The sequence below is a fragment of the Nocardia sp. NBC_01499 genome, assembly GCF_045040275.1.
In the GTDB taxonomy this organism is placed as follows: domain Bacteria; phylum Actinomycetota; class Actinomycetes; order Mycobacteriales; family Mycobacteriaceae; genus Nocardia.
In genome coordinates this window covers 7,363,609-7,390,488 of sequence record NZ_CP109426.1, presented here as the reverse complement: position 1 = coordinate 7,390,488, position 26,880 = coordinate 7,363,609, and the positions used below count along the sequence as shown (strand labels likewise).

General features: G+C 69.1%; 22 protein-coding genes and 1 pseudogene. 11 read left to right on the top strand and 12 right to left on the bottom strand.

The genetic code is table 11. From position 1 onward, the window contains the following. The first annotated feature begins 84 nt into the window (after nucleotides 1-84). From OG203_RS33890 to OG203_RS33880, 3 genes are all read left to right on the top strand, one after another. Nucleotides 85-1,509 carry a zinc-dependent metalloprotease gene (locus tag OG203_RS33890; RefSeq protein WP_405161288.1) on the top strand — a complete coding sequence of 475 codons (1,425 nt, stop codon included), beginning with the start codon at nucleotides 85-87 and terminating at the stop codon, nucleotides 1,507-1,509. Nucleotides 1,510-1,596: 87 nt separating this feature from the next. Then, entirely contained in the window at nucleotides 1,597-2,502 is a 906-nt protein-coding gene (locus OG203_RS33885) for a TOMM precursor leader peptide-binding protein (protein ID WP_405161287.1), read from the top strand. Nucleotides 2,503-2,579: 77 nt separating this feature from the next. Further along, complete coding sequence (locus tag OG203_RS33880) at nucleotides 2,580-3,923, top strand: ABC1 kinase family protein (protein ID WP_405161286.1); 1,344 nt, start codon at nucleotides 2,580-2,582, stop codon at nucleotides 3,921-3,923. Between the two features lie 123 nt (nucleotides 3,924-4,046). On the opposite strand, the pseudogene OG203_RS33875 reads toward OG203_RS33880, so the two are convergent. Beyond that, a pseudogene (locus tag OG203_RS33875) lies at nucleotides 4,047-4,280 on the bottom strand (M14 family zinc carboxypeptidase); the annotation flags it as partial. 145 nt (nucleotides 4,281-4,425) lie between these two features. Between OG203_RS33875 and OG203_RS33870 the strand changes: the two are divergent. Next, nucleotides 4,426-4,782: an SSI family serine proteinase inhibitor gene (locus tag OG203_RS33870; RefSeq protein ID WP_405161285.1), complete on the top strand. Its 357-nt coding sequence runs from the start codon at nucleotides 4,426-4,428 to the stop codon at nucleotides 4,780-4,782. Here OG203_RS33870 and OG203_RS33865 read toward each other — a convergent pair. Both OG203_RS33865 and OG203_RS33860 read right to left on the bottom strand, forming a co-directional pair. Next, on the bottom strand, nucleotides 4,719-6,119 hold the full coding sequence (locus tag OG203_RS33865; protein WP_405161284.1) for a uracil-xanthine permease family protein: 1,401 nt from the start codon (nucleotides 6,117-6,119) through the stop codon (nucleotides 4,719-4,721). The genes OG203_RS33870 and OG203_RS33865 overlap by 64 nt on opposite strands. Continuing rightward, nucleotides 6,116-7,219 carry an aryl-sulfate sulfotransferase gene (locus tag OG203_RS33860; RefSeq protein ID WP_405161283.1) on the bottom strand — a complete coding sequence of 368 codons (1,104 nt, stop codon included), beginning with the start codon at nucleotides 7,217-7,219 and terminating at the stop codon, nucleotides 6,116-6,118. Before OG203_RS33860 ends, OG203_RS33865 begins: the two co-directional genes overlap by 4 nt. Before the next feature lie 142 nt (nucleotides 7,220-7,361). Here OG203_RS33860 and OG203_RS33855 point away from each other — a divergent pair, with 142 nt between their 5' ends. After that, the gene (locus tag OG203_RS33855) at nucleotides 7,362-7,970 is read left to right on the top strand and encodes a helix-turn-helix domain-containing protein (protein WP_405161282.1); all 609 of its coding nucleotides are present in this window, start codon (nucleotides 7,362-7,364) and stop codon (nucleotides 7,968-7,970) included. A 148-nt stretch (nucleotides 7,971-8,118) separates the two neighbouring features. Here the strand turns inward: OG203_RS33855 and OG203_RS33850 are convergent, their stop codons facing one another. Further along, entirely contained in the window at nucleotides 8,119-8,442 is a 324-nt protein-coding gene (locus tag OG203_RS33850; protein ID WP_405161281.1) for a WhiB family transcriptional regulator, read from the bottom strand. Nucleotides 8,443-9,016: 574 nt separating this feature from the next. Beyond that, nucleotides 9,017-11,188 carry an ATP-dependent DNA helicase UvrD2 gene (locus OG203_RS33845; RefSeq protein ID WP_405161280.1) on the bottom strand — a complete coding sequence of 724 codons (2,172 nt, stop codon included), beginning with the start codon at nucleotides 11,186-11,188 and terminating at the stop codon, nucleotides 9,017-9,019. 48 nt (nucleotides 11,189-11,236) lie between these two features. Here OG203_RS33845 and OG203_RS33840 point away from each other — a divergent pair, with 48 nt between their 5' ends. Beyond that, nucleotides 11,237-12,508 carry a low temperature requirement protein A gene (locus OG203_RS33840; RefSeq protein WP_405161279.1) on the top strand — a complete coding sequence of 424 codons (1,272 nt, stop codon included), beginning with the start codon at nucleotides 11,237-11,239 and terminating at the stop codon, nucleotides 12,506-12,508. On the opposite strand, the gene OG203_RS33835 is transcribed toward OG203_RS33840, so the two are convergent. From OG203_RS33835 to OG203_RS33825, 3 genes are read right to left on the bottom strand one after another with little or no spacing between them, the layout of a single operon-like run. Then, entirely contained in the window at nucleotides 12,503-12,961 is a 459-nt protein-coding gene (locus OG203_RS33835; RefSeq protein WP_405161278.1) for a MarR family winged helix-turn-helix transcriptional regulator, read from the bottom strand. The two genes, OG203_RS33840 and OG203_RS33835, sit on opposite strands and share 6 nt — an antisense overlap. A gap of 9 nt (nucleotides 12,962-12,970) precedes the next feature. Then, nucleotides 12,971-13,405 carry an EVE domain-containing protein gene (locus OG203_RS33830; protein ID WP_405161277.1) on the bottom strand — a complete coding sequence of 145 codons (435 nt, stop codon included), beginning with the start codon at nucleotides 13,403-13,405 and terminating at the stop codon, nucleotides 12,971-12,973. Continuing rightward, nucleotides 13,402-13,824: a hypothetical protein gene (locus tag OG203_RS33825; RefSeq protein WP_405161276.1), complete on the bottom strand. Its 423-nt coding sequence runs from the start codon at nucleotides 13,822-13,824 to the stop codon at nucleotides 13,402-13,404. The genes OG203_RS33830 and OG203_RS33825 overlap by 4 nt, the downstream gene beginning before the upstream one ends. 119 nt (nucleotides 13,825-13,943) lie before the next feature. Between OG203_RS33825 and OG203_RS33820 the strand changes: the two genes are divergently transcribed. Beyond that, nucleotides 13,944-14,174, top strand: a complete 231-nt coding sequence (locus tag OG203_RS33820; RefSeq protein ID WP_405168096.1) for a mycoredoxin — start codon at nucleotides 13,944-13,946, stop codon at nucleotides 14,172-14,174. Between the two features lie 50 nt (nucleotides 14,175-14,224). On the opposite strand, the gene nudC is transcribed toward OG203_RS33820, so the two are convergent. Beyond that, nucleotides 14,225-15,127 (bottom strand): NAD(+) diphosphatase, encoded by a 903-nt coding sequence (gene nudC, locus OG203_RS33815; RefSeq protein WP_405161275.1) that lies wholly within the window; start codon nucleotides 15,125-15,127, stop codon nucleotides 14,225-14,227. 45 nt (nucleotides 15,128-15,172) lie between these two features. After that, a complete protein-coding gene (locus OG203_RS33810) occupies nucleotides 15,173-16,228 on the bottom strand; it encodes a potassium channel family protein (RefSeq protein ID WP_405161274.1) in 1,056 nt (351 codons plus the stop codon). A gap of 139 nt (nucleotides 16,229-16,367) precedes the next feature. Between OG203_RS33810 and OG203_RS33805 the strand changes: the two genes are divergently transcribed. Then, complete coding sequence (locus tag OG203_RS33805; RefSeq protein ID WP_405161273.1) at nucleotides 16,368-16,781, top strand: hypothetical protein; 414 nt, start codon at nucleotides 16,368-16,370, stop codon at nucleotides 16,779-16,781. Here the strand turns inward: OG203_RS33805 and OG203_RS33800 are convergent. Both OG203_RS33800 and OG203_RS33795 read right to left on the bottom strand, forming a co-directional pair. Further along, entirely contained in the window at nucleotides 16,738-20,640 is a 3,903-nt protein-coding gene (locus OG203_RS33800; RefSeq protein ID WP_405161272.1) for an ATP-dependent helicase, read from the bottom strand. The genes OG203_RS33805 and OG203_RS33800 overlap by 44 nt on opposite strands. Before the next feature lie 324 nt (nucleotides 20,641-20,964). Beyond that, nucleotides 20,965-24,864 (bottom strand): PD-(D/E)XK nuclease family protein, encoded by a 3,900-nt coding sequence (locus OG203_RS33795; protein ID WP_405161271.1) that lies wholly within the window; start codon nucleotides 24,862-24,864, stop codon nucleotides 20,965-20,967. Between the two features lie 113 nt (nucleotides 24,865-24,977). Here OG203_RS33795 and OG203_RS33790 point away from each other — a divergent pair, with 113 nt between their 5' ends. From OG203_RS33790 to OG203_RS33780, 3 genes are read left to right on the top strand one after another with little or no spacing between them, the layout of a single operon-like run. Then, nucleotides 24,978-25,754 carry an alpha/beta fold hydrolase gene (locus tag OG203_RS33790; protein WP_405161270.1) on the top strand — a complete coding sequence of 259 codons (777 nt, stop codon included), beginning with the start codon at nucleotides 24,978-24,980 and terminating at the stop codon, nucleotides 25,752-25,754. Between the two features lie 5 nt (nucleotides 25,755-25,759). Further along, nucleotides 25,760-26,056, top strand: coding sequence for an MGMT family protein (locus OG203_RS33785; protein ID WP_405161269.1), 297 nt, complete (start codon nucleotides 25,760-25,762; stop codon nucleotides 26,054-26,056). Between the two features lie 40 nt (nucleotides 26,057-26,096). Next, nucleotides 26,097-26,843 carry a VOC family protein gene (locus tag OG203_RS33780; RefSeq protein ID WP_405161268.1) on the top strand — a complete coding sequence of 249 codons (747 nt, stop codon included), beginning with the start codon at nucleotides 26,097-26,099 and terminating at the stop codon, nucleotides 26,841-26,843. The last annotated feature ends 37 nt before the right edge of the window (nucleotides 26,844-26,880 follow it).

Genomic DNA, 26,880 nt, shown 5'->3' with positions numbered 1-26,880 from the left:
GCGGACATTCGGCGTTCCCGCGCGTCCCCGGTTTCGCGCCGCGCGAACATCAACTGCCTGCACTACACGCGTAACGTGAACCATATGAGTGACGTCCCCTTCGGATTTTCGAACCGCGACGACGACGACCGCAAGCGCGGCGACGAGCCGGGCGGTCCCGATTCGAACAACCCGTTCGGAGTGGGTGGCGGCGGTTTCGATCCGTCCCAACTCGGGCAGATGTTGACCTCGCTCGGCCAGATGCTCAGCGGCATGGGTCAGCCCGGTTCGGCGCAGTCCGGCCCGGTGAACTACGACGTCGCCAAGCGACTGGCCCGCCAGCAGCTCGGTGCGAGCGTGACCCCGGTGTCGGCGAGCACCGCGAGTGCCGTCGCCGATGCCGCGCACCTTGCCGAGCTGTGGCTCGACGGCGCGACCAACCTGCCTGCGGGTGCGACCAAGACCGTCGCGTGGACCGCCAACGACTGGATCGAGGAGACGCTGTCCACCTGGCAGCGGCTGTGCGACCCGGTGGCCCAGCAGATCTCGGGCATGTGGACCGCGTCGCTGCCGGAGGAAGCCAAGGAGTTCGCGGCGCCGATGGTCGGCATGCTCGGCCAGATGGGCGGCCTCGCCTTCGGCTCGCAGCTCGGTCAGGCGCTCGGCCAGCTCGCCAAGGAGGTGCTGACCTCCACCGATATCGGTCTGCCGCTCGGCCCGAGCGGTACCGCCGCCCTGCTGCCCGCAGCGATCGCGGACTTCAGCGCGGGCCTCGAGCAGCCGGAGAGCGAGATCATGGTGTTCCTCGCCGCCCGCGAGGCCGCCCATCAGCGGCTCTTCGGTCACGTGCCGTGGCTGCGCCAGCAGGTGCTTGCCGCGGTCGAGGACTACGCGCGCGGCATCCGGATGGACTTCTCCGCGCTGGAGGAAGCCGCGCAGGGCATCGACCCGACGGCGCTGACCGATCCCGCGAAGCTCGAGGAGATCCTGTCGCAGGGCGCGTTCGAGCCGCAGACGACGCCGGAGCAGAAGCAGGCGCTCGAGCGGCTGGAAACGCTGCTCGCGTTGATCGAGGGCTGGGTGGAGGTCGTGGTCACCGATGCCGTCGGTGATCGGCTGCCCGGCGCTGGCGCGCTGGCCGAGACCCTGCGTCGGCGCCGTGCCACCGGCGGTCCCGCCGAGCAGACGTTCGCGACCCTGGTCGGGCTGGAACTGCGGCCGCGCAAGCTGCGCGAGGCCGCGGCGCTGTGGCGCAGGCTCACCAGTGACGCCGGCGTGGAAAAGCGCGACGGCGTCTGGGCGCACCCTGACCTGCTGCCCGATTCCAACGACCTCGACTCCCCCGCCGGATTCATCGACTCGGTGATCGGCGGCGGCACCACCGCTTTCGACGATCCGCTTGCTCAGCTGGCGGAGACCGAGGCGCGCGAAAAGGCCGAGCGAGACAAGTCCGACGAAGCCGCCGATCGCGGCGTGGACGGCGGCGAGTCCGGTCCTGACCTCGGCAAGGACAGCGGCTCGTCCGCTTAGTTGTCCTGTTGGTAGTGCCGAATCCCTTGTGGATAACTACGGGATTCGGCCCTGACCAAATCCGGCGCGGTCGGCATACTGCCCGGCATGACATCACTGTGTCGTGGTCCGCTGCTGCCCCCGCAGGTCACCGTGCTGGTGCGTCCGTCCGGCGTCGTGCAACTCGGTTGGCATCCCGAGACCGCGTTGCTCTTAGACGCCGCCGGGCTCGACGCCGACACCGTGCTCGCCTTCCTACGCCTATTGGACGGGACGCAGACGCGACCCCAGATCGTCTGGCGCGCCGGGGAATGCGGCATCGCGCCGGATAGCGCGATGGCGCTGCTCGACGTGCTGGACGAGGCGGGGCTGCTCGAACATCCCGAAGACCGCGGCGGGCGAATCAGGTCGGTGCGGGTGCACGGACTCGGCCCGATGTCGGACGCAATCACCGCGGGGCTGCGCAAACTCGGTGTGCGGCCGAGCCGTTCGCGCGACTACCGTCCGCACGCGGCGCCGGTGTCGAGCTGGCGGGCCGACCTGGTGGTGCTTGCCGACGTGATGGTCGCCGAGCCACGGCTCATCGACGATCTCGTGCGGCACCGGATCGCCCACCTGCCGGTGCGGATCCGCGACGGCCGCGGCATGATCGGCCCGCTCGTGCTGCCCGGCGCGACCAGCTGCCTGCGTTGCGCCGATCTGCTGCGCGCCGACAACGACGCGGATTGGCCGCATTTGGCCGCGCAGTTACTCGGCCGGGTCGGGCACGCGTCCCCGGCCAAGATCGCGGCCACCGCCGCCCTCGCGGTCAGCGAAGTGGAGGACATTCTCGCGCTGTCGACCCGCCGCAGGCTGGCAACGCTCGATGCGACACTCGAATTGGACCCGCACACCCATGTGCTCGATCGGCGGCGCTGGCCGCGCCACGCGGACTGCGGATGCCAGCGAATTCCCGCTGGGCTCACCGCATGTCGATCTCGCCAGCGCACACCGGCACGATCGAAGATCGAGTGATCGGGGTCACTACCGTCGGCGGCGCCGATTCAAGATTGCCATGGCTAAGTTGCGGTTCCTTCCGCCATGATGGGTACGTGTCTGAGATTGTGCGCCGTCGCTCGTCCCGTAACGCCAAGTTGGCCAAGATTCCGCTCGGCATCGCCGGGCGGGCCGCCGTTGGGTTCGGGAAGAAGCTGGCCGGGGGCGACCGCTCCGAGATCAACGCGCAACTGAACCAGAAGGCCGCTGAGCAGCTGTTCACCGTGCTCGGCGAGCTCAAGGGCGGCGCGATGAAGTTCGGGCAGGCACTCAGCGTGATGGAGGCCGCGGTCCCCGAGGAGTTCGGCGAGCACTACCGCGAGGCACTGACCAAGCTGCAGGCCGCCGCGCCGCCGATGCCGGCGGAGACCGTGCATCGGGTGCTCGATCAGCAACTCGGCACCCAGTGGCGGCAGCGGTTCCAGGAGTTCGACGACAGTCCCGCCGCGTCGGCCAGCATCGGCCAGGTGCACAAGGCGGTGTGGTCGGACGGGCGCGTCGTCGCGGTGAAGGTGCAGTACCCCGGTGCCGACGAGGCGTTGCGCGCGGACCTCAAGACGTTGAACCGGATGACCGGGCTGCTCGCGTCGGTCATCCCCGGCGCGGACGTGAAGCCGATCCTCGCCGAGATCACCGAGCGCACCGAGGAAGAGCTCGACTACCGCAACGAGGCGACCAACCAGCGCGCGTTCGCCAAGGGCTTCGACGGGCACCAGGAGATCGTGGTGCCCAAGGTGGTGGCAAGCGCGCCGAAGGTGATCGTCACCGAGTGGCTGGACGGCACCGCGGTGTCCTCGATCATCAAGGCGGGCGCCGAAGACCCGGAGGGCACCCGCGAGCTGCGCAACCGGGTGGCCGGCCTGATGGGCCGGTTCCACTTCTCCTCCCCCGAAACCGTCGGCCTGCTGCACGCCGACCCGCATCCCGGCAACTTCATGATGCTCGCCGACGGCAAGCTCGCCGTGATCGACTTCGGCGCCTGCGCGCCGATGCCGAACGGCTTTCCCGTCGTGCTCGGCCGGATGCTCGCGCTCGCGGTCGAGGAGCGCTTCGCCGAACTCACCGAGCTCATGTACGACAACGGCTGGGTCATCCCCGGCCGCACCGTCACCCACAAAGAGATCGCCGACTACCTACGTCCCTTCACCGACCCGATCAAGTCCGACTCGTTCCACTTCACCCGCAAGTGGATGCAGCGGGTCGCGGGCAAGGCCTCCGACATCTCCAGCCAGGAGATGAAAACCGCACGCGCCCTGCAACTCCCGGCCGAATACGTGATGATCTTCCGCGTCCTCGGTGGGTCCGTTGGCATCCTCGCCCAACTCGACGCCGAACTTCCCTTCATGGAATTGGTCCGCACCTGGATGCCGGGGTTCCGTGAGGAGCGCTCGGTCAGCTGAGCGGGCTGGTCGGTTAGACCCCGGCAAGCAGGGCGTTCGCGCCGCCGAAGGCTTCCTCGATCGACGGTTGAATCTGCTCGCGGGGCAGAATGTACCCGTTATCCCCGGTGCCGCGATGGCCTTGCCGACCGTGGCGAATTCGTCCTCGTCGGGCGTGCGGTCGTCGCCGGAACCCGGAGGGTGCAGAACCACCTGGCTATAGGACTGAAAGTCGATGGCGGCAGCGATCTTTCGAGACTCTACGAAGTCGACTACCGCCTTTGTCTCCGGTTCGCTGGCTGGGGCGTATCCCACATAGACGTCCGAGCACGCATTGGTACTGGTCGCCGCCTCGCCCCAGACGACTCGGCCCGGACGACTCCAATTGCGGGGAGCTGGGCGGTTGGTCGATTAACCTCGCCTCAGGTCGGATCGGCTCCGTCTACGAAGGGTGATGGCCATGTCGTGCACCGGTCGGGTTGTCGGTGTTTCGATCAGTGCGGCGGTGGTGTTCGGGGTTTCGGTGGCGGCGCCGGTCGGTGCCGCGGCCGGCGAGGACGCGCAGTCGGTGGTGTCGTTGTCGGTGGGGCCTGGGGTGTCGGTCGAGGTCGGCGATAAGCGGGTTGTCAGTTTGATCTGCGCGCCGACGGTGGGCGGTACGCATCCGAAGGCCAAGGAAGCCTGTAAGAACTTGACCGCCGCCAATGGCAACATCCGTCAGCTCGCGAATTTCACTGAGCCGCCGCTGTGTTCGCAGGATTTCGATCCTGTTGTCGCGACCATCGACGGGGTCTGGCAGGGGAAGCCGATCTCCGATCATGGCTTCTTTTCCAATGTGTGCGTATTGCGGGCCACGACGGTAGCGGTGTTCGACTTCTGACGCCGGGTCAGCAAAAGCGAACGGCCAGTACTGATTTCGGCTCGACGCAGTCGGGTGGCGAAGACCAGGTGCACGACCACGCCGACGATGGCGGTCATCGTTACTCCGCTGCCGAGCAGCAGGCGTAGGTCCGTGGGGAATCCGCGGTAGAGGCCGGGGATGAGAATGGGGAGCAGGCCCGCGGTCAAAGCCGCTGTGGCGGTGAGGAGTACGGGGTCGGCGGTGAGGTCGACGTCGCGGAACATGCCGAGGCCCGCGGTGATGATCATGGCGAAGGTGATGGCCGCCGTGCCGCCGATGACCGGGCCGGGCAGCGAATTGACGAGACGGCCGATGGGGGCGAGGAACGCGGCGATCACGAGTAACGCGCCGGTAATGGTGGTGACGTAGCGGCTGCGAATGTTGGTGAGCCGGATCAGGCCGATGTTCTCGCCGCTGGTAACCATGGTCGGCCCGCCGAAGAGGCCGGAGAACAGGGACGTGACGGCGTCGCCGCGAATGGTGCGGCCGACCGTGCTCGGCGTATCGATCTGCTTGTCGACGATCTTCGCGTTGAGCACGGTTTGGCCCGTCGCTTCGGCCATCGAGCCGATGCTGAACACCAGCAGCGGAACAGCGGCTAGTAGATCGAAATGCGGTGTGCCGAAAAGAAATAGGTCGGGCGCCTGGGCCAGCGTGGCACCTGATTGCAGGTGAAATTGCCCAACGCTGGCCGCTACCGCACTGCCGACCGCCATGCCGAGCAGCACGGACAGCCGCCGCCAGCCGGTGGGGAGCAGCCGATAGGCGAGCACCGTGGCGGCAATCGTGATGGCGGCCAGCACCACCGAACGCACCGGTGATCGATCATCGGGCGTGGTGATCAGAGTGCCGGCGACCTTCACCAGGTTGATGCCGATGACCACGATCATGCTGGCGATGACGACGGCGGGCAGGCGGGTGACCAGGCGCCGGGCCAGCGGGACGAGCACAATCCCGGCCAGCGCGGTGATGATGACCGCGCCGCTCGCGGTGGCCGGGCTCGACTCCTGCGCGATCTGGATGAACAGCACAACGGCCGCGCCGCCGGGCAGCATGACGAACGGCAATCCGGCGCCGAGCCCGAAGCGTCCGCTGGATTGCAGGATCGTCCCGATACCGCTGAAAAGCAAAGTGGCGCAGAGCAATGCGCGCGATTGCGAGTCGTCGAGGTGCAGGCTGCGGCTGATCAGCAGCACCGAGGTGATCGGCGTCGCGACCATCACCACCAGATGCTGCACCGCCGACGCCAGTGCCCGGCCGGGTGGCGGGATCTCGTCGACCGGATGCACCGCCGCCCGCGATTCGGTGCCGCTCATCGCGTCTCCAGCCACGGGATGTCCTGGTAGCGATAGGCGCGGAAGATGGCGTTGGAGATGCCGGGAAAGACCTGCGCGGTATCGGGATCCGGGTAGGCGGTGAACGACGGCACCACGTATTCCCAGCAGATCCGTTGCGCCGGAGTCACTTCGAAGATGCGGCCGAACGCGGCCTCGGTGATCAGCGTGTTGCCGTTGGGCAGCCGCTGCGCGCCGCCCATGAACGGGGTGAAGAACGCTTCGCGCGGCGAATCCTGATAGCTCCAGGCGATATCGCCGGTGGCACGGTCGATTTCGAGGATCCGGCTGTAGGTGACCGATTCGCCGGTGCGGAAGGTGCCGTTGTCGAACAGCAGGATATTGCCGTCACCGACCGGGGTGGCGTGATGCTGCTGGGCGACGGTTGAACGGTCGGCGATAGTCGAGACCGCGCCGGTGCGTCGATCGATGGTGATCACCGCGGAGACGCTGCGCAGGCTCGCCACGATGGTGTCCTCGTCGAGCGGATGCACGCTGTTGATCAGCGGCCAGTGCTCACGCCAGTAATGCGGCTGCAGCGCAAAGTCTTTCGGCTCGAGCCGCTCGGCCGCCCGCCACTCCCACAGCAGGCTGCCGTCCGGCGCGACCTCCCTGATGACGTCCGCCCAGACCACGCCGTCGGCTTCGGTACCGGGCACCCCGCCCTGGATGCGCGCCGCTGCCGCACCCGTCAACGGCTCGACCCCGGTGTAGAGGATGCGACCGTCGTCGTAGTGGTGCGCGTCGTGATGCTGGAAGTCGTCGCGATGCTCCGCCAGCAACGCCCCGTCCTTGTCATAGCGGCCCATCGAGCCGCCGCTGTACTTGCGCCACATCGCGAACAGCGCGGGCCGAGCCAGCGTCGCGCCGTTGTAGGCCAGCGAACCGTCGGCAAGCAGTCGCGCATGCCGGCCCGGCCGATACGGAAGATGCCACCGATGCACCACCTCGCCCGCGAGGTCGACCAGTTCGACGAGACCGCGGCCCGCCAACGGGGCGTACAGCGTGTAACCGGGCGACGACGACGCCGCATCGATACCGATCAGCCCGGTACCCCGGCGTTTGAGAGTGTTCTGCTCCACCGATCCTCCTGAATATTCAGCTCCACTGAATATTCAGTAGGCTAGGAGTCGCTGGAAGCATTCCGATCACCGTGATGTAAACACGAGGATTCAGTACCCCGCTGCTGACAATGTGCGATGCAACGAGAGAGGTTTTGAGTAAGTGCAGCAGAACGGAAGCGACGACCAGGCGCGCTGGCCCGGGCTCGGCAACGTCGTGCACGACCGCAGGCGTGCGGCACGACTGACGCTGGCTCAGCTGGCTGCGAAGACCGAGTTGTCGCAGTCGTTTCTGAGCCAACTGGAAAACGGGCGGACGAACACGAGCCTGCGCTCACTGCAACGCATCGCCGACGCGCTCGGCACCACGGCGACGGAACTACTCGCGGCCGCCGACAGCACACCGGGTTCGGTGATTGTCCGCGCGGGCGAGGGCCGTCTCGATCAGGCCGATCGGAACACCGATGGTTCGGTGCGCTCGCTGGTGCACGGCACCAGGGACCTGCGCGCGCTCGAGTTCACCGGCGGAACCGACCGGGGCGAGCGCGAATTCACCCATTCCAACGACGAATTGATCTACGTGGTCTCCGGGACCATCACCGTCGCCGCGAACGGCGAGGAGGTGACGCTGTCCACCGGAGAGTCCTACTACTGCCCGTCGGGCGTGCGCCACCGCTGGTGGGCGCACGCCGACGACACCAAAACACTGCTGCTCGCCGTTGCCGACGGGCTGACGGTCCGCCGGGCACCCCACGGGCCACGACGAACCTGATACTCGAAGACACTGCACGACAACGCAAACGAGCCGCCCACCGGGCAACGGCGGGCGGTTCGTCTGCTTTCTCGTTCGTTGGCTCGGCCCGTGTCAGGACCAACCGAATCGAGCACATCGACCGGAGGGAGGGAAGTTACTCCCGGCTTCATGCCGGGATCGCGACCTTGCGCGGGCGTCCGCGCGGACGCTTACGGGCGATGACGACCCCCTGTTCGAAGATCTCGCCACCCCAGACACCCCACGGCTCGCGCCGATCCATGGCCGCGGTCAAGCAGCCCTTGCGGATGGGGCAGCTGGCGCACAGCGCCTTGGCCTGCTCCAACTGGTTCGGGCTCTCGGCGAACCAGAGATCGGGATCTCCGGCTCGGCACGGCACGGACTTGTTGCCCTCCCGGATCCGAGTGGTCGGTGCCACGGTTCCGCATGTCACGTCAGTAGTGGCCGTTGGCCATTCCTGGGCGGTGAACACGTCGTTCTCCTTCAGCTCGTTTGCAGCGGTTCGTTGTTGTCCGCGAAACCGGTGCCGGTTGGCTGAAGAGCCGAAAAAGATTGGCCACGGTTTCGCTTCGTGCGATCCGTGGCCAGGAGGTCTGGGAGGGAGATTCCCTACCTAGGTATTCGACATCTCTGCCGAGTCCTGATCACGATCGCTTGGTGTGCGGGGCGGAGGCGTGCTGCCTGCAGATCCGCCGGCTCATAACCGGCTGCTGCGGCGACATTGACGTCTGCCGTCTCGACGACAGACGGGTGCCAACCACCCACACTGGGCTTGTCCGACGGGACGGTGCACATTGCGACGTGCGCGAGCTGCGCTTGCGTGCCGAATACACCGATTCCGGACAGACCGATCCCCTGCAAGGCGAGGATCCCCCGGGAGGTCGACATGGGTGAATGCACCGCAACGCCGATCGCATTGAAGTCTGTGTTGTTCATGTCGCCTCCCTCCTAACTCGTTGTGCCTGTTTGGACTGTGCGCGCCGGGATAACCTCCCGGGTGCGTAAAACCACCATAGGCAAGTTCGCCGAACGGTACAACCTATTTTCTACCTGCGGTTTTGGGGTCTTGCGCGCAACCGCGACGCGATGATCGCGAGCACGTCGGCGCCGTACTGTTCGAGCTTCTTCGCGCCGATTCCCGCGATCGCGGCCAGCGCGGCGTCGTCACCTGGGAGTTGTTCGGCGATCGCGGTCAACGTGGTGTCGGTGAACACCACGAATTCGCGCACCTGCAACGCCTGTGCCTTCTCCGCGCGCCACTCCTGCAGCGCGACGAGCAGCTCGGAATCGAGCTCGGCCGGGCAGCGACGACAGCGGCCAAGCATAGTCGCATAGGTGCCGATCAGTGGCTTCGCACACACTCGGCAGGTGGGCCGCATACCTTTCGCCTCGACGACCGGCGCCGCGATCCTTGACGCGGGTGAATGGTCGGGGACCAGTCCGTTGAGGAACCGAGACCGGCGCCGGGTGCGCCGCCTGCCCTCGCCGCGCGCCAGCGCCCAGGACAGCTGCAGATGTTCGCGCGCCCTGGTCACGCCGACGTAGAGCAGTCGGCGTTCCTCCTCCAGCTTCGCCTCGTCGCCGACCGAGCCGTCGTCGGCGAGCACGTGTGCGATCGGCAGCGTGCCGTCGGCCACCCCGACCAGGAAGACCGCGTCCCACTCCAGGCCCTTGGCCGCGTGCAGCGAGGCGAGCGTGACGCCCTGCACGGTCGGTGGGTGCCGTGCCTCGGTGCGGGCGGCGAGCTCGCGCAGCAGGCCGGGCAGGTCGAGCTTGTCGTCGTGCGCGACCAGTTCCTCGGTCAGGCTGACCAGCGCGACGAGCGAGGACCATTTCTCCCGCGCCTGGGCGCCGACGGGTTCGGCCGTGGTGAGACCGATCGGTGCGAGCACCGCGCGGACCAGGGTGACCAGTGCGGCGCCGCTGCGCGCCTCGTCGGGCAGGTCCTCGCGCGAGGCGGCCTGCCGCAACACCGAAACAGCTTGCCGCACCTCGGATCGCGAGAAGAACCCCTCGCCGCCGCGCACCTGATAGGCGATGCCGCGCTCGGTGAGCGCCTGCTCGTAGCTCTCCGACTGCGCGTTGATCCGGTAGAGCACGGCGATCTCGGCGGCGGGCGTGCCCGCGTCGATGAGCCGCTTGATCGACTTGGCCACCGCGGCGGCCTCGGCGGGACCGTCCTCGTATTCGGCGAAGACCGGCTCGGGACCGTCCGGCCGCTGGCCGATGAGCTGCAGCCTGGTGCCGGCGATGCGCCCGCGTGCGACGCCGATCACCCGGTTGGCCAGCGAGACCACCTGCGGGGTCGAGCGATAGTCACGTTCCAGTCTGACCACCGTCGCGTCGGGGAAGCGGCGCGAGAAGTCGAGCAGGTAGCCCGGCGTCGCCCCGGTGAACGAGTAGATCGTCTGGTTGGCGTCGCCGACCACGGTCAGGTCGTCGCGCTCGCCGAGCCAGGCGTCGAGCACCCGCTGCTGCAGCGGGGTGACGTCCTGGTATTCGTCGACGACGAAGCTGCGATAGCGGCCGCGGAACTCGTCGGCCACCGCCGGATAGTCCTCCAGCGCCGCCGCGGTGTGCAGCAACAGATCGTCGAAGTCGAGCAGCAAACCGTCCGGGGTGGCCTTGAGCTTCTCGTAGCCCGCGTACACCTCGGCCACCCGCAGCGCGTCGTACGGCGTCTCGCGGCGCTGCTTGGCCACCGCCGCCGGATAGTCCTCCGGCGCGATGAGCGAGGCCTTCGCCCATTCGATCTCGCTGAGTAGGTCGCGCACGCTGTCGGTGGCCGAGGAGAGCCCGGCCCGGTTCGCCGCCTGCGCGACGATCGGGAACTTGCCGTCGATCAGCCGCCACGGCACGTCGCCGACGATCTGCGGCCAGAAGTACTTGAGCTGCCGCAGCGCGGCCGCGTGGAAGGTGCGCGCCTGCACCTGGTTCGCGTCGCCGCCGAGGCCGAGCGCGCGCAACCGGTTGCGTAGCTCCCCCGCGGCCCGCGCGGTGAAGGTCACCGCGAGCACCTGGTCGGCCTTCACATGTCCCGCGGACACCAGGTGTGCGATGCGATGGGTGATGGTCCTGGTCTTGCCGGTGCCCGCACCCGCGAGTACACACACCGGACCCCGTGGCGCGCGCACGGCGGCGGCCTGTTCGGGGTCGAGCGAATCCAGCTCGCGACCGGTCGATGGGTGTGTACTGGTTGACGACACGGCACCCATCATGACAGTGACCGCCGACAACTCCCGCCGCCCACGCAATACTGTCGCCTCGTGGTACACGACACGCCGTCAACCGACGCTCAACCGACCGACCGGCACGCGACCTGGATGGAGCTGTTCTTCGACCTCGTCGCGGTCGCCGGCATCGGCCAGCTCACCCACCTGCTGCACCGGGGACCCTCGCTCGGCGACTTCGCCCTGTATGTGCTGCTCTACCTGGCCTTTTGGACGGCCTGGGCGTGCATGATGCTGTACGGCAACATCGCCCGCGACCACACCAGGATCTATCTGATGCTCGGCGCGATGCTCGGCCTCGGCGTGATGGCGGCGGCGGTCACCGGCATCCCTGACCGGCACGCGACCACGTTCGCGGCGGTCTACGTGCTCGTGCGCGCGGTGGCCGCGCAGATCTGGGGGCGCGGCACGCTGGTGGTCGACTGGCCGATCGCGCAGCTGTCCCTCGGCGTGCTGCCGTGGATCGTCTCGCTCTGGGTGCCCGAACCGTGGAAGTACTGGCTGTGGGCCCTCGGCCTCGTCCTTGATCTGTGGCTGATGTTCGCGGTGACCGGCGACGAGATGATGGCGGGCGCGCAAGAGGCGATCGATCGAAGAGTGCGCGGCTCGCAGCGGTTCAAGGGTACCGAGCCGCCGAAAATCAAGGCGCTGCACGCCGATTCGGTGCATCTCGGTGAACGACTCGGCCTGTACGTGATCATCGTGCTCGGCGAGGGTGTCATCGCGGTGATCGGCGCGGTGGGTGGTGTGGTGTGGCATCCGAGGGTGCTCGCCCTCGGCTTCGGCGCGTTCGTGGTGCTGGCGAGCCTGTGGGCGCTGACCCTGATGTACGGCTTCGTGCCGCGTCTGATGACGGGCGAGGACACGGACGGTTCGATGCCGAGGCAATACGTGATGGCCATGCACTGCTGGGTCACCGCCTCGATCGCCACCCTCGCGGCCGGTCTCGGGCTAGCCGTCGAACACGCGGACGGTCACGTGTCCACCGGCATCGGCTGGTCGCTGGCCGGCGGTGCGGCGGCGTACTTCTTGATCACCGGGCTCGGTGGCGCGCGCAGCGGGGCCGGGTGGCGCTGGCTGCTGTCCTGGCCGCTGCCGTGCACCGTGCTCGCGGTGGTGCTCGGCTTCTTCGGTCCGCGCATCGGCGCGCTCGGGCTGGTCTACGGCGTGGTGGCGCTGTGTGTCTGGGCCCTGTTGTGCCAGACGCACGACGCGGGCCAGTGGGGCGTCGGGTCCGGTCTCGATCGCCCGCGCTGGAAGCTGTGGCAGCGGCCGGACCACGGCCTCGGGATCGACGAGGTCCTATAGACGCCGGTCGCGCAGGCTCCGCAGGTCGGTGGTGAACTGGCCGGTTCGCGCGCCGAGCGGGCCGAAGAACTCGCGGTCGCAGGCCTCCACCGCGACCACCGCCCGATTCGCCAGTGCCGCACCGGCTTCCGTCGGCACCAGCGACTTCGCCCGCCGATCGCTCGGATGGTCGCGCCGCTCGATCAGGCCCTTCTGTTCGAGCGCGCGCAACACCTGGGAGGTCATCATCGGATCGGTGGCCGCCTGTGCGGCGAGGTCGCGCTGCATCACCGGCTCGCCGGAGATCGCCAGGTAGGTGAGGGAGGCAAGCAGCACGAACTGCACGTGGGTGAGTTCGAACGGCGCGAGCGCCGCGCGCTGTGCCGCCTGCCACCGATTGGTCACCTGCCAGAGCAGCAAACCGGGACTTTCGTCCGCATGCCCGAACTCGGTTTGTAACCCTTCATCACTCATCGGCCTCCTTCACTCGTCCGTCATCGCTTTCGCGATCACGGCATGGTCGTGTGCGGTGAGTTCTATCAGTCCGCGGCGCAAGACCATTCCCCAGTTCGGTGAGCTGGTCAGATCCAGCTCGTCGCGCAGATCATCGATCGCCGTCTCCTTGGCATCGGTCCGGTAGCTGACCGAGCGGCGCCACGGCTGGAAGCAGCCCCCGTCCGGCAGGTCGACCGGGTCGGCCTGCCAGGCCGGGCGATCGTCGATGGTGCCGATCGCGGTGAACGCGCGGATCTGCGCGCCGGAGCGGATGCCCTCGCGGGGCGAGTAGTAGATGAGCGTGTCGCCGGGTCGCATCCGTTCGACGGGGGCGCGCTTGCCGTGATTGGCCTGCGCGAAACCGAGTTCGACGCCGCGCAGCACGTGTTCCTTGGACACGACACCCAACCAGTACTTGGTCATGCCAGCACCCCTTCGGCGGCGGCGACGAGCGCGTCGAGGTCGGGGCGCACGGACTTGGCGAGGTCGCCGCCCATGATCTTGGTCCAGAGCCAGCGCAGCGGGCCCTCGATCGAGACGGTGACGCTGACGGTCGTGACGCCATCGGTCGCGGCGATCTGGTGGTCGAAGATCAGCCGGGCGCCGATCAGCTTGGAGACGTCGACGAATTCGTTGTCGTTGAGCCGCTCGACGACGAACCCCACCTTCGGTCCGCCCTTCGGCTTCAGTGTCCCCGTCGCACCCTGAACGAACGGGCCGTCGAGCCGAACCCACTCGGTGTCGTTGTTCCACTCCGACCAGGTGGCCATGTCGGCCCATTTGGCGAAGAAAGCGGAGGTGGGGGCGGTGGAGGTGGCTTGCGCGGTGGCGATGATGTTCATGAAATTAGTATGCGCGCTTACTAAAAATAACGCAAGGATCTCTGGCGAAGAGGCTGTGGAACACCGACGGCCCGGGCGGCGTTGCACCGTGGGTGACTGACGCGACTCCTGACCTGACGATGTACTCGACCACCTGGTGCGGCTATTGCCGCAGGCTGAAGAAGCAGCTGGAAGAGTCCGGTATCAGCTATATCGAGATCGACATCGAACAGGATCCGGCGTCGGCCGAGTTCGTCGGCAGCGTCAACGGTGGCAACCATGTGGTGCCGACGGTGAAGTTCGCGGACGGCTCGACCGCGACCAATCCCACCCTGGTCGCCGTCAAGCAGGCACTCGCCGCACTGGCCTGATCACTTGTCCGCGCGGGCCGCCGGTGGCCCGTCGCGGATTTTTCGTGCGCTCAGTCGAGCGCGGCCCAGGATTCCATGATGGTGCGGGCGATGGAGATCGAGCCGGGCAGCAGCAGCCGCGCGCCCGTCCCCTTCGCCGACCAGTCGCCGACGGCCAGCGCCTCGCGCACCTCCGCGCGGGTGAACCAGTGCGCCTCGGCGATCTCGCCGTCGGAGAAGACCAGCGGCTGTTCCGGATCCCCGACCGCGGCGAAACCGAGCATCAGCGACCGAGGGAACGGCCACGGCTGACTGCCGAGGTAGTTGATCTCCCGGACATCGACGCCGACCTCCTCTTTCACCTCGCGCTCGACGCACCGCTCCAGCGACTCGCCCGCCTCGACGAACCCGGCGAGCAGCGAGAACAACGTCTCCGGCCAGCTGTGCTGCCGCGCGAGCAGCACCCGGTCACCGCCGTCGTGAATCAGGCAGATGACCGCCGGATCGATGCGCGGGAACTCCTCATAACCGCTCTCGGTGACTCGGGACCAGCCGCCCTTGACCGACGTGGTCGCCGTGCCGTCGGCGCTGTTGAATCCGGCCTTGTCGTGCCAGTTCAACAGGGCGACCGCGGTGGAGAGCACACCGGCGGTGAGATCGTCGACCGTGTTCGACATGCCACGCAGGTCGGTCAGCGAGCCCTGCAGGTCCGGATCGCGCACCGCCCACAGGTGCACGCCGCCGTCGATACCGAGGAACACCGCGGCCGGGCTCGGCTCGGCCGACAGCTCGATCGCCTTGTCCAGAATGAGCGCGTCGTCTTCGTATCTGACCTGGCCGCGGGCGTTCACCCGCAGCAGCTTGGCGTCGCGCCAGCCCGCCAGTAAGGCCTGCGCGTCGGCCCGCGTCTCCTCGGCGCGATCGAGCACGGAACGGGACAGCAGCGGAACACCATTGAGCTGAAAGACCGGCACCCATCGAGACTATCGCGCCCGACGCCGGGAACCCCGGGCGCGGCCTTACTTGGCCGCGCGGCGGATGTAGAGCAGCTTGTCCCCGCCTTCGAGCGAGTCGACGTCCGGCTCGCCGACCCTGGCAAGCACGCCGGCGCGCACCACACCGAGCACGATGTCGCCGAGATGCCGCGGCGAGCCGCCGATCTCCGCTGCCTCCACCTCACGCTCGGCGATCGCGAACCCCTCCTCCGGGGTGAGCAGATCTTCCATCATCTCGACCACCGACGGCGTGGTCGTCGCGATGCCGAGCAGTCGGCCCGCGGTCTCCGAGGACACCACCACCGAGTCGGCGCCGGACTGCCGGACCAGGTGGGTGTTCTCCGCCTCGCGGATCGAGACCACGATCTTGGCGCTCTTGGTGAGCTCGCGGGCGGTGAGGGTGACCAGCACCGCGGTGTCGTCGCGGTTGGTCGCGACGATCACCGAGGCCGCGTTCTGCACACCGGCCAGCCGCTGCACGTCGGACTGGGTCGCCGAACCGTGCACCGTCACCAGGCCCGCGTTCGCGGCCGCGTCCAGCGCGATGACATCGGTGTCGACCACCACGATGTCGGCGGGCTGGACGTTGTCGCCGAGCATGGCGTCGATCGCGGTACGACCTTTCGTGCCGTATCCGACGACCACGGTGTGATTGCGCACGCTGTGCCTCCATCGCTGAATCTTGAAAGCCTGCCGGGACCGTTCCGTCAGCACGCCGAGGGTGGTTCCGACGAGAACGATGAGGAAGAGGATGCGCAGCGGCGTGATGATGACGATGTTGACCAGCCGCGCCTCGGCCGTCACCGGGGCGATATCGCCGTAACCGGTGGTGGACAGCGACACCGTCGCGTAATAGAAGGCGTCGAGGAACGACAGCGGGTCACCGGTGTTGTCGTGGTAGCCGTCGCGGCCGATGAACACCACGACCGCCGCGGCGAACAGCAACCCGAACGCGAACAGCACCCGTCTGGTCAGTGAAATCCACGGGCTGGTCTGCACTTCCGGGATGCGCAGCACGCCGACCAGGGCGAAATGCGGGCGATTCGACAGCCCGAGCGTGCGCGCGCGATCACCGAACACCGGACGCACCCGCCCTGTCTATCCTCGCGTCGGAGGTCTCCGGCATTGCTTGTCCCGCCAGCACAGCACGGGAGCCTACCCGCTGCCCGCGACACCACCCGGCCTCGACGCGAACACCCAGTGAATGTAAAGGTGCCTCATGGCAGATAACGCGCTCGCACCCGTCCGTGACTCCGGTCGACGGCCCGCATTGGCCCTCGCCACCCTGTTGTTCGGCAGTGGGGTGCTGCATTTCGTCATGCCGAAGCCCTACGACTCGACCGTGCCCCGGGTCCTGCCCGGTAAGGCACGCAACTACACGTATGCCTCGGGAGTCGTCGAGCTCGGCATCTCCGCCGCGCTGGCGATCCCCCGGACCCGCGGCCTCGGCGGGCGGCTTGCCGCGCTGCTGTTCATCGCGGTCTTCCCGGCCAACGTGCAGATGGCCGTCGACGTGGTCGGCAACAAGAAGGCGTCGCAGCTGTTCAAGATCGGAACGGTGCTGCGGCTGCCGCTGCAGATCCCGCTGATCACCCAGTCGTTGAAGGTGAGCCGGTCGGCGCGGAATTCCTGATCAGCTCGGCCAGTTCGTCGGGCCCGGCCAGCTCGGCCGGGGCGATGGTCCGTCCGGTGCGCACGTAATGAAAAGCGGCGCTGATGCGTTCGAGCATCTCCTGCTCGGGCCTGCCCGCCCTGGACGCCATCAGCCTCGCCCAGGCCAGTCGATAGACGGCGAGCTGCATGGCGACCGCGGGCTCCTCGGCGGGGGTCGGCTCGGCGCCGGTCTTCCAGTCGACCACGATCCAGCCGCCGCCCGGCTCGGCGAACACCGCGTCCATCCGGCCGCGAATCACGGTGCCCGCCAGGGAGGTTTCGAACGGGACCTCCACATCGATCGGGCTGCGGTTGGCCCACGAGGAGTTCAGGAACGCGTCCTGCATCGCGGTCAGCTCGTCGTCGACGCCCGCGTCGGCGGCGGCATTGTCGGCGGCGCCGGGGAGTTCGTCGAGGCCGAGCAGCCTGGTCGAACCGAACCAGCGCTGCACCCAGGCGTGGAACGCGGTACCGCGCCTGGCCAGCGGGCTCGGCGGGAACGGGAGCGGACGGCGCAGGCGCGCAGCGAGTTTCGCCGGATCGGCGCGCATTTCCACCAGGGCGGTCGCGGCGATCTGGCCGGGGAGTTCGACCTCTTCGGCGGCGGCCTGTTCGGATTCGAATTCGGCGAGTAGAGCGTCGACGTCGGCGGCCCAGCCGTCGGGGTCGTCGGGGTCGGGGGCTGGGCCGAGTGGGTGGTCGTCGGCGAATTCGGCTGCGGCGAAGGCCATGTCCTCGTCGGAGATGAGATCGTGCATGGGGTCGGGTGGGATCTGCGGTTCGACGGGAGGCGCAGAGCTGTCGTCCGGGGCCGGGCCGGGTGCGTCCATGGGGTCGGGTGGCAGGGCATCGAATTCGTCCGGCGGCTCGAAGGGTTCGTTGAATTCGTCTGTGGCGAAGGCATTTTCGTCGAGGAGGCGTTCGGGGGTCGCCGGGCCGAGGTCCGGTTGTCCGGCCGCGGTGTCTTTCGCGGGGATTTCTCGGGGTGTGGTCGGCTTCGCGCGGAGTTCAGCCAGGGCGGCGCGGACCAGCGCGGCACCCTGTTCGATGGGGTCGCGGCGGTTGCCGAGGGGGTCGCGCGGCCATTCCGCGGTGGCCGGATTGTCGGTGAAGGGGTTCACCGCGTCGTGCTCCGGCGGGTCGTCCCAGCGGGCGATATCGACGACGCCGTTGGCGGGGCTGTCGGCGGATTCGCTGGCGTGCTTCAGCTCGAGCAGGAAGTCGGAGGGGCCCTTGGGCGAAGTACCGGTTTCGGCCCAGTGGTGCGACGAAACAAGCAGCACGCGTTCGGTTCTGGTGAGTGCGACGTAGAACAGGCGGCGCTCTTCATCGATGCGGCGACGTTCCAGGGCTTCCTTGTGTGACTTGATGGCGCGTTCCAGGTCGGCGCGGTCGTACAGGTCGGCCAGGTCGAGGACGGGGACGCCCTCGGCCGCATCGTCCTGTTGACGGTCGCCACGCAGTTTGGTCGGGAGTTCGGCGAGAGCGCCGAGCCAGGTGCCCGACGCGGTCCCCGACGGGAACACCCCGCGCACCACGTGCGGCACCGAGACGATCTCCCACTCGAGCCCCTTCGCCGCGTGCACCGTCAACACCTGCACCCGATCCTTGGCGACCTCGACTTCGCCTGGCTCCAAGCCGTTTTCGACCGACTCGGCGGCGGCGAGGAAGGAAAGCAGCCCGCTCAGCGCCGCGCCGGAGTCGGCGGCGTACCCGGCGACCACCTCGGCGAAGGCGTCGAGGTGCTCACGCCCGGCGCCGGTGCCCGACATGGCACGACGGGCCTGCGTCTCCACCCCGACGCCGATGGTGCGCTCGACATCGGCGACCAGTTCGGTGAGCAACTGGCCGCTGCGTTCGCGCAGCGCGGCGAGCTCCCTGCTCAGTGCCTCGATGCGGACGAACCCCGACTCCGAATACTGTTCGCGCGGACCGGGATCGGCGATCGCGTCGGCCAGCCCCGCCTGTTCGGCCGGCTCCGGCGCCACCTCGCGCAATGCCGCCGCCAGCGTGCTCCCGTCGGTGATCTCCGTGGCGTCACCGCTGGTGAACCGGCTGATCGACAGCGTGCGCGCGCGACGGGCCAGCGCCGCGATGTCGGCGACCCCGATGCGCCAGCGAGCACCGGTGAGCACGCGCATCGCCGCACTACCCGACCCGGGTTCGGCGATCAGCCGCAGGGTGGCGACGATATCGGCGACCTCCGGCGTGGCGAGCAGGCCACCGAGTCCGACGATCTCCACCGGCAACCCTTGCGCGCGAAGGGCTTCGGCGAGCGGTGACGCGTCGGCATTGCGGCGCACCAGCACCGCCGAGGTGGGCGGCGGCTCCCCCGCGGCGCGCCGGACCGCCCACTCCTCGGCGATCCGCGCGGCCACCCAATCGCGTTCCTCGGCAACGGTCTCGGTCAGCGCCAGGGCGACCACACCCTGTCCCGCATCGGGTTTCGCACGCAGCGCGTCGACGGTCACGCCGCCACCCTCGATCGCCTTGCGGCGCAGCGGGTCCGCGACCAGATTCGCCAACGCCAGCGCCTCCGGCGGATTCCGCCAGCTGGTCAGCAGCGGCAGCGTCGGCGCGGGAACGCCGGGCGCCATCGGGAAGTCGGTGGCGAAGCGCGGCAGGTTCGCGGCGGAGGCACCGCGCCAGCCGTAGATCGATTGCATCGGGTCGCCGACCGCCGTAACGGCCAGGCGCTGGCTGCCGCGCGATAGGGCTTCCTGCGCAGCGGCATTCGCGGCCTTGGCGGCGCCCCGCTGCCTGCTCGATCGTTGTTGCCCCGACTCGTCACTCATGGGCCGACCGACGTGCCGCGGCTCTCGCGCACCCGCCGCCTGCACGTCACCTGACGGCGAGGTCGTGTCCGGCGACGATGCCGATTCGGCGCCCGCCGACGGTCCGGAACGCACCGGATCGGCCCCGGGCACACCGCCGAACAGGGCGGCGAGCAGGACTCGCTGGGCGTGGCCGGTGTCCTGGTATTCGTCGAGCAGGACGAGGCGGAAGCGGGTGCGTTCGGCGGCGGCCACCTCGGGGTGTTCGGCGGCGAGGCGGGCGGCAAGCGACATCTGGGCGCCGAAATCCAGTGCGCCACGGCGGCGTAACGCGTCGGCCAGTTGCTGGACGAGCGGGAGCAGGGCGATGCGTTCGCGCTGAACCTGGAGGATGCCGAGGAGGGCTTGGCTCGGCCCGCCGCGCTGGCGCGGGCCGGGCGGGAGGCTGTGCACCAGCTTTTCGAGGTCGGTGTGCGCCTCGGCCAGCTGTTCCGGCTCGACCAGATGCTCGGCGAGTTGTCCGGACAGGGCGAGGATGGCCTCGGTGACCGAGACCGGGGTGCGGTCGGTGTCGAGGTCGCCGTCCCAGGTGCGCACCACCTGGTGCGCGAGCTGCCAGAGCTGGGTCTGGGTGAGCAGCGTCGCCGAGGGTTCGACGGGCAGCAGCAGGCCGTGTTCGGTGAGCAGCCTGCCCGCGTACGAGTGATAGGTGCTGATCTCCGGCTCGGCGCCGGACAGCTGGGCCCGCAGCTGCCCGGACGGGTCGAGCTCGCGCAGCAGCGGCGCACCGGCCAACCGGGCCAGCCGGGTCCGGATGCGAGCGGTCAACTGCTGCGCGGCTTTTCGAGTGAAGGTCAGCCCGAGCACCTCGTCGGGCAGCACCAGGTGGTTGGCCACCATCCACACCACGCGCGCGGCCATCGTCTCGGTCTTGCCCGCCCCCGCACCGGCCACGACCAGCGTCGGGCCCGGCGGCGCGGCGATCACAGCCGCCTGTTCGTCGGTAGGTGGCGGCAGGCCGAGCGCGTCGGCCAGCTGATGCGGCGTTACCTGCGCGCCGGTCACGGCTGCACCTCATCGGCATCGCACACCGACGTTCCCGGCAGCGGGCCGCCGGGTCGCGCTCGACGGCCGCGCGTGGCCGCACCGCGCCGCCGCCCGACACTCGAGTGCGCCGCTGCCTCGATTGCGCGCTCGGGTATGACTGTGCAGCACAGGCATTCGGCGCCACAGATCGGCAGCGGGACGCGAAAGCGTTTCTCGCTCACGTCCCCACCCCGTTGCCGCTCGGCTCCGTCGCGCGGTATCCCTGGTCCGCTCGCTGACGCTCGGCTCCGTCGTGACCGTGCGATGCTCGGCTGTGCCCTTGGTTCGCTCGCTGACGCTCACTCACTCGTCGGTCACCTGCCTGCCGGTGTCCTGGACGGGGCAGCTGCCGGCGACCGGGCAGTGACGGCAGCCGTCATTGCGCATGGCGAGGTAGCTCGGGCCCTGGGTAGCCGCGGCGGCATCGTGAATGGTGTTGCGCCACTTGTCGAGTGCTTCGGGATCGAGCGGCGGTTGCATGCGCTGGGTGGCGCCCTCTTTGCTGCTCGGCTTGGCCACATACACCAGGCGGGCGCCACCCGGCTCGCCCAGTGCGCCGGATTCGCCTGCGGCTGAACCCGGTTCGCTCGCGTCTGCGTGCGGTTCGTCTTCGTCCGCATCCGGCTCGTCTGGGATCGCATCGTCTGCGGCCACACTCGGCACGCCCGCAGCCGCCGAATCGTCTGACGGGACAACCAGTTCGCCTTGGACAGCATCCGATTCGACGTCGGCAGAGTCTGATTCGCCCGCTTCGGCGCGTGCTTCCTCGGTGGCCGCGTCGAGCGCACCCATCGCCGCCGCCACCTGATACGTCGCCAGCTGCGCGTGATCGACCGCGGCCTGCTTGGTGACCGGCGACTTCCCGGTCTTCACATCCACGATCACGAAGCGGCCGAGCGCATCCCGTTCCAGCCGGTCCACCCGGCCGCGAATCCGCACGGCCCGTTCGTCTTCGGTGCGCGGCGGCAGCACGCAGTCGACCGGCACCTCGACTCCGGCCTGGGTGAGTTCGCCTCGGGTGTTGCGCACCCACGCCATGAAGGTTTCCAGCATGGTCTCGGTGCGGCGCAGTTCCTGCCGGGAATGCCAGCCGGACCCGGGATCGACCGACTGCCATGCCTTGTCGAGCGCGGCCCGCACCTGCGCCTCCGGCACCTTTCCGGCCAGCGCCTGCACCAGCGTGTGCACCAGGTTGCCCTTGACGGCGTGCGGGTTGTCGCCGTCGGTGCCGCCGTGCCGCTCCAGCGCCCAGCGCAGCGGGCAGGTGCGCAGCAGTTCCACGGTGGACGGCGAGAGGCCGACCGCGCTGTCGTCCTCCTCCCACAGCGTCCGCTGCGAGCTCAATTCCGCTGTGCCATACCAGTCGTCAGGGTGCGTGCCTGGCACGCCGGCACTGGCCAAGCGGGCCAACTGGTGCGCGGCGCGCTGCCTGCGGTCCGGGTCGGACTCGGGATCGCAGACGGCGCCGCGCAATTCGGCGACCAGCGAATGCATCACCAGGGCGCGACCGGGGTCGGCGATCGGCAGCGCGCCGGGTTCGCCGTCCTCGTCGTGCCCGAGCAGCTCGGCGAGGAACCGCGACGGAACCAGATCCCGTTCTCCCGACACCGATTCCACCGCGGTGACCAGCAGCGAAAACCGGGCCCGGCTGCACGCGACGAGCAGCAGCCTGCGCTCCTCGGCCAGGATCGGCGCCGCGCGGCTAACCTGTTCGCCGCCGTCGATGACACCGGCGGTCAGGTCGACCAGGTCCTCGGTGTTCAGCAGCGTGCCGCGCGCCCTCGGGTTCGGCCAAATCCCTTCCTGCACAGCGGCGACCGCAACCACATCCCACTCCCGGCCGGCGGCGGCGTGCGCGCTGACCAGCGCGACGGCCTCCTTCGGCGCGGTGCGCGGTGCCGAACCGTTCGGAATCTCCTGTTGCAGTAGGTATTCCACGAAGCCTTCGATGCTCGCGCGCGGCAGGCGATCCACGTAGCCCGCGGCGGCATCGAACAACCCGACGGCCGCATCGAGATCGCGGTCGGCCTGCATGCCGACGGCACCACCACGTTCGGACTGCCCGACCCAGCGTCGTTCCAGCCGCGACGCGGTCCACAGCGCCCACAGCACGTCCTCGAGGCCCGCCCCGCGACGACGCGCCTTGCGCGCCCGGTCCAGCGCGTCGAGCACCCGGCGCAGCGGCGCCGCCTCGACGTCGGTCAGCCGATCGAGGATTCGCGGGTCACCGGCCCCGATCAGCAGATCCCGCAGCACCTCGGCGGAGGATTGATCGATGCCATGCCGCAATTCGACGGACTCGTCGACCCCTCCTTCGGAACTCTCAGCGGGCTGACCGGAATCGTCCGCACCTTGTTGGGCGCCCGCATCGGCCACGCCGACAGTCCGTTCGGCGCTGTCGGCACCGTCCTCGGCCGGTCGTTCGGCAGCTTCATCGCGCTGTTCGGCCTCATCGACCTCACTACGCTGTTCGGCCTCGCTGCCACGCCATTCGGAGTCCTCCGGAGTCCATTCGGGCTCCACGCCATACCAATCGGCATCATCCGCCGCGCGCTCGAGACTTCCGATAGACGGCTCAGGTAGCCCCGAACTCCGTTCCGAGCTTTCGATAATCCGAGCAGGCTCGTCGGCACTGCGCTCGGAGTACTCGCTCGCCGGAGCTTCCCGCCCTGACCTCGCCCGGTTCCGCTCCGACTCCAGCACGCTGCGCCGCACACCACGCCGCAGCCGCCGCAACGTGATCTGATCGGCGCCACCGAGCGGACCCGCGAGCAGATCTAACGCGTCCTCCGGCTCGAACGCGGACCCCTTCTCCCCCGCGAGCACCGCCCGCAACGACAACAGCATCCAGGCCGCACCACGACGCCGCGCCAACGGCGTATCCAGCGCGGGCTGCTGCACCGGCACCCCGGCCGCCAGCAGCGCGCGACGCAGCGGCGGCAACGACAGCGGCACCGAACGGACGATCACCGCCATCCGTGACCACGGCACCCCGCCGGTCAGGTGCGCGCGCCGCAGGTGATCGGCGATCAGCGCGGCTTCCTTGGCCGGTGTGGCGAGTACCCGCACCCGCACCTCGGTGCCATCGTCGGCCGGTTGTTCGGCCCGTTTCGGCAGCGAAAAGCGTTGCGGCGCACTGCCAGGCAACTTGGCCGCGACCCTGGCGACCGCCAGTCGCACCGGCCCGCCAGCACGATGGTTGTCCCGCAGGACAATTCGCTGCGCGTCCGGCGCGGCCAGATCGGCGACGAACCGCGGGTCCGCGCCGCGGAAGGCGAAAATCCCCTGATCGGGGTCGCCAGCGACGACGGTGGTGTGCGCGCTGTGCCCGATCGCCCTGACCAGGATCGCGGCCTGCGGATCGAGATGTTGTGCGTCGTCGACCAGCAGGTACCGGATCCGCGCCCGTTCGGCGGCAAGCAGCTCGGCGTCACCGGCCAGCGCGTCGAGCGCGGCGCCGATCAGTTCGGCGGCATCGAGCGCGGGCGCCGTCGCCTCGGGCGCCTCGACGCCCACCGACCAGCGCAACAACATCGTCTGCTCATAACGCACCGCGAACTTGCCCGCCGCCACCCACTCCGGTTTACCGTGCTCGCGACCGAGGCGCACCAGATCCTCCGGCCCGAGACCGCGTTCGGTGGCCCGCAGCATCAGGTCACGTAACTGTTCGGCGAACCCGCCGAGCGCGAGCGCGGGCTGCAGGCGTTGCGGCCACAGCCCGTCCGCGCCCGCCGCGATGTCGGTCAGGTCGCCGCGCAGCATTTCGCGCAGCACCGCATCCTGCTCGGCACCGGTCAGCAAACGTGGCGGCGGGTTGCCGTGCGCGGTCGCGTGCCTGCGCAGCACGGAGAAGGCGTAGGAGTGCAGGGTGCGGGCCAGCGGCTCCCTGGTCGCGCCCGGTACGCCGCCCTCGGCATCGGGGCCGGCCAGCCGCGCGGTGATGGCGTCGCGGGCCGCGCTCGCCGCCTGCTTCGAATGGGCAAGGACCAGCACGGATTCGGGGTCGTCGCCCGCGGCGATGCGCTCGGCCGCGAGATCGACGAGCAGGGCGGTCTTGCCCGTGCCTGGGCCGCCGAGCACCTGCCAGGGTCGCCACCCGGGGCGCGTCGGTCCGGCCGCGGCCGCGGCATCCAACAGCGCGCGAACGTCGGCACCCCAGGCGCGCGGCCGGGGTGCCGCCACGTTCCGGCGAACAAGTCGCACCGCGCTATCCGATCGCACCACGCGGGCTATTGCAACAGACACGACCGACACGCCGACGCTCCCCTCGGGCGACTCGCCCAACGGGTGTCGGCGGCGCAGGTCAGAATGGACCGGTGCCTGCTCTGAATGTCTATCGATTCGGCCCTGCCACCGGACCTGCCGTGCTGGCCCTGCACGGGGTCACCGGCCACGGCAAACGCTGGGAACACCTGGCCACCCATCATCTCCCCGACGTCCGGATCATCGCTCCTGACCTGCGTGGACACGGACGGTCGAGCTCGTTGCCGCCGTGGACCTTCGAGGCCGTCGTCGACGACCTGGTCGAGCTGCTCGACGCGGAGACCGCAGATCCGGTGACTGTGGTCGGGCACTCGTTCGGCGGCGCGAGTGCGCTGTATCTCGCGCAGCGGCGCCCGGACCTGGTCCGGCAGCTCGTGCTGCTGGACCCGGCCATCGCGCTGGCACCCGATCTGGTCTGCGACGTCGCCGAATCGCTGCTTGCCGAGCCCGACTACGAATCCGTGGCCAGGGCCCGCGAAGACAAACTCGCCTCCGCGTGGGCCGATGCGGCACCGGACATTCTGGCTGCTGAGCTCGCCGAACACCTGGTACCGACGCCGCAGGGCCGCTTCGCCTGGCGGATGAGCCTGGCCGCGATCACCTCCTATTGGGGTCAGTTGGCCCGCCCGTTCGTGTTGCCGCCACGGGACCTGCCGACGGTGCTCGTGCAGGCGCTGAAGGTACAGCCGCCGTTCGTCACACCCGCGTTCCGCGCCGCGCTCGCCGAACACCTCGCCGACCGCCTTACCGTGCACGAGTGGGACAGCGATCACATGCTCCCGCAAGCCATGCCCGCCGAGACGGCCGCGCTGATCCGCTCGGTGCTCTGATCGCGATGGCGACCACCGACGATCAGGTCGAGCGGGTGCGCGCCCTTGTCGCGTCGATCCCGCCCGGGCGGGTGGCTACCTACGGCGACATCGCCGCGGCCGCCGGACTGTCCACGCCGCGCACGGTCGGCTGGATCATGCGCACCGACGCCGCCGACCTGCCGTGGCATCGGGTGATCGGCGCGGGCGGCAAGCCGGCCGCGCATCTGGCCGACCGGCAGCTGCGGCTGCTCGCGGCCGAGGGAGTGCCGATCCGCGAAGGGCGAGTGCACCTGCGGGCGGCGCGTTTTCCGTTTCCGTAAACGTGCACGGAGTGGGCCGAGGGACGGTTACCTTTGAATCATGTCCACCCGCCTGGCGTGTGTCGTGTTCGATGCAGACCGGCCGCGGTTCGTCGCGGATTTCTGGGCCGAGCTGCTCGGTTGGGGCGTGACCATCGACCGCCCTGATGAAGTGGATGTGGCGGCCCCCGACCCGGACGGCGCCGACCTGGCCCTCGCCTTCCTGCCCGCCGCGCGAGCCAAGCACGGCAAGAACCGCATCCACCTCGATCTGGCCAGCCGCTCGATCGATCATCAACGCTTGCAGATCGACCGCGCGCTGTCCCTGGGGGCGCGACGCGTCGACATCGGGCAGGGCACGGTGCCGTGGGCGGTGCTCGCCGATCCCGAGGGCAATGAATTCTGTGTGCTGGAGCCGCGCGAGGAATACGTGGACACCGGCGCCGTCGCGGCCATCGTGATGGACACTCGAGATCCGCTGCGGCTGGCCGAATTCTGGTCGGCGGCCTCCGGTTGGCCGCTCACGCACGGCGGCGAGCAGGTCGCCGGACTGCGTTCGGCGAACGGGCTCGGCTCGTGGCTGGAGTTCGTGCGCACGCCCGAGGTGAAGTCGGGCCGCAACCTGCTACACCTGAATCTGGCTTCGTTCGACGACCACGCCGCCGAGGTGGCGCGGCTGCGGGCCGCCGGTGCGACACCGATCGATCGCGACGGCGTGCGGCTTGCCACGGCGAGCCTCACCCTCGCCGATCCGGAGGCCAACGAGTTCTGCCTGCTGCGACCCGTGCGCGACCGCTCGGCCGTCTGAACCGTCCGCCTCCCTGGTTCGCGGCGGCGACGAATTA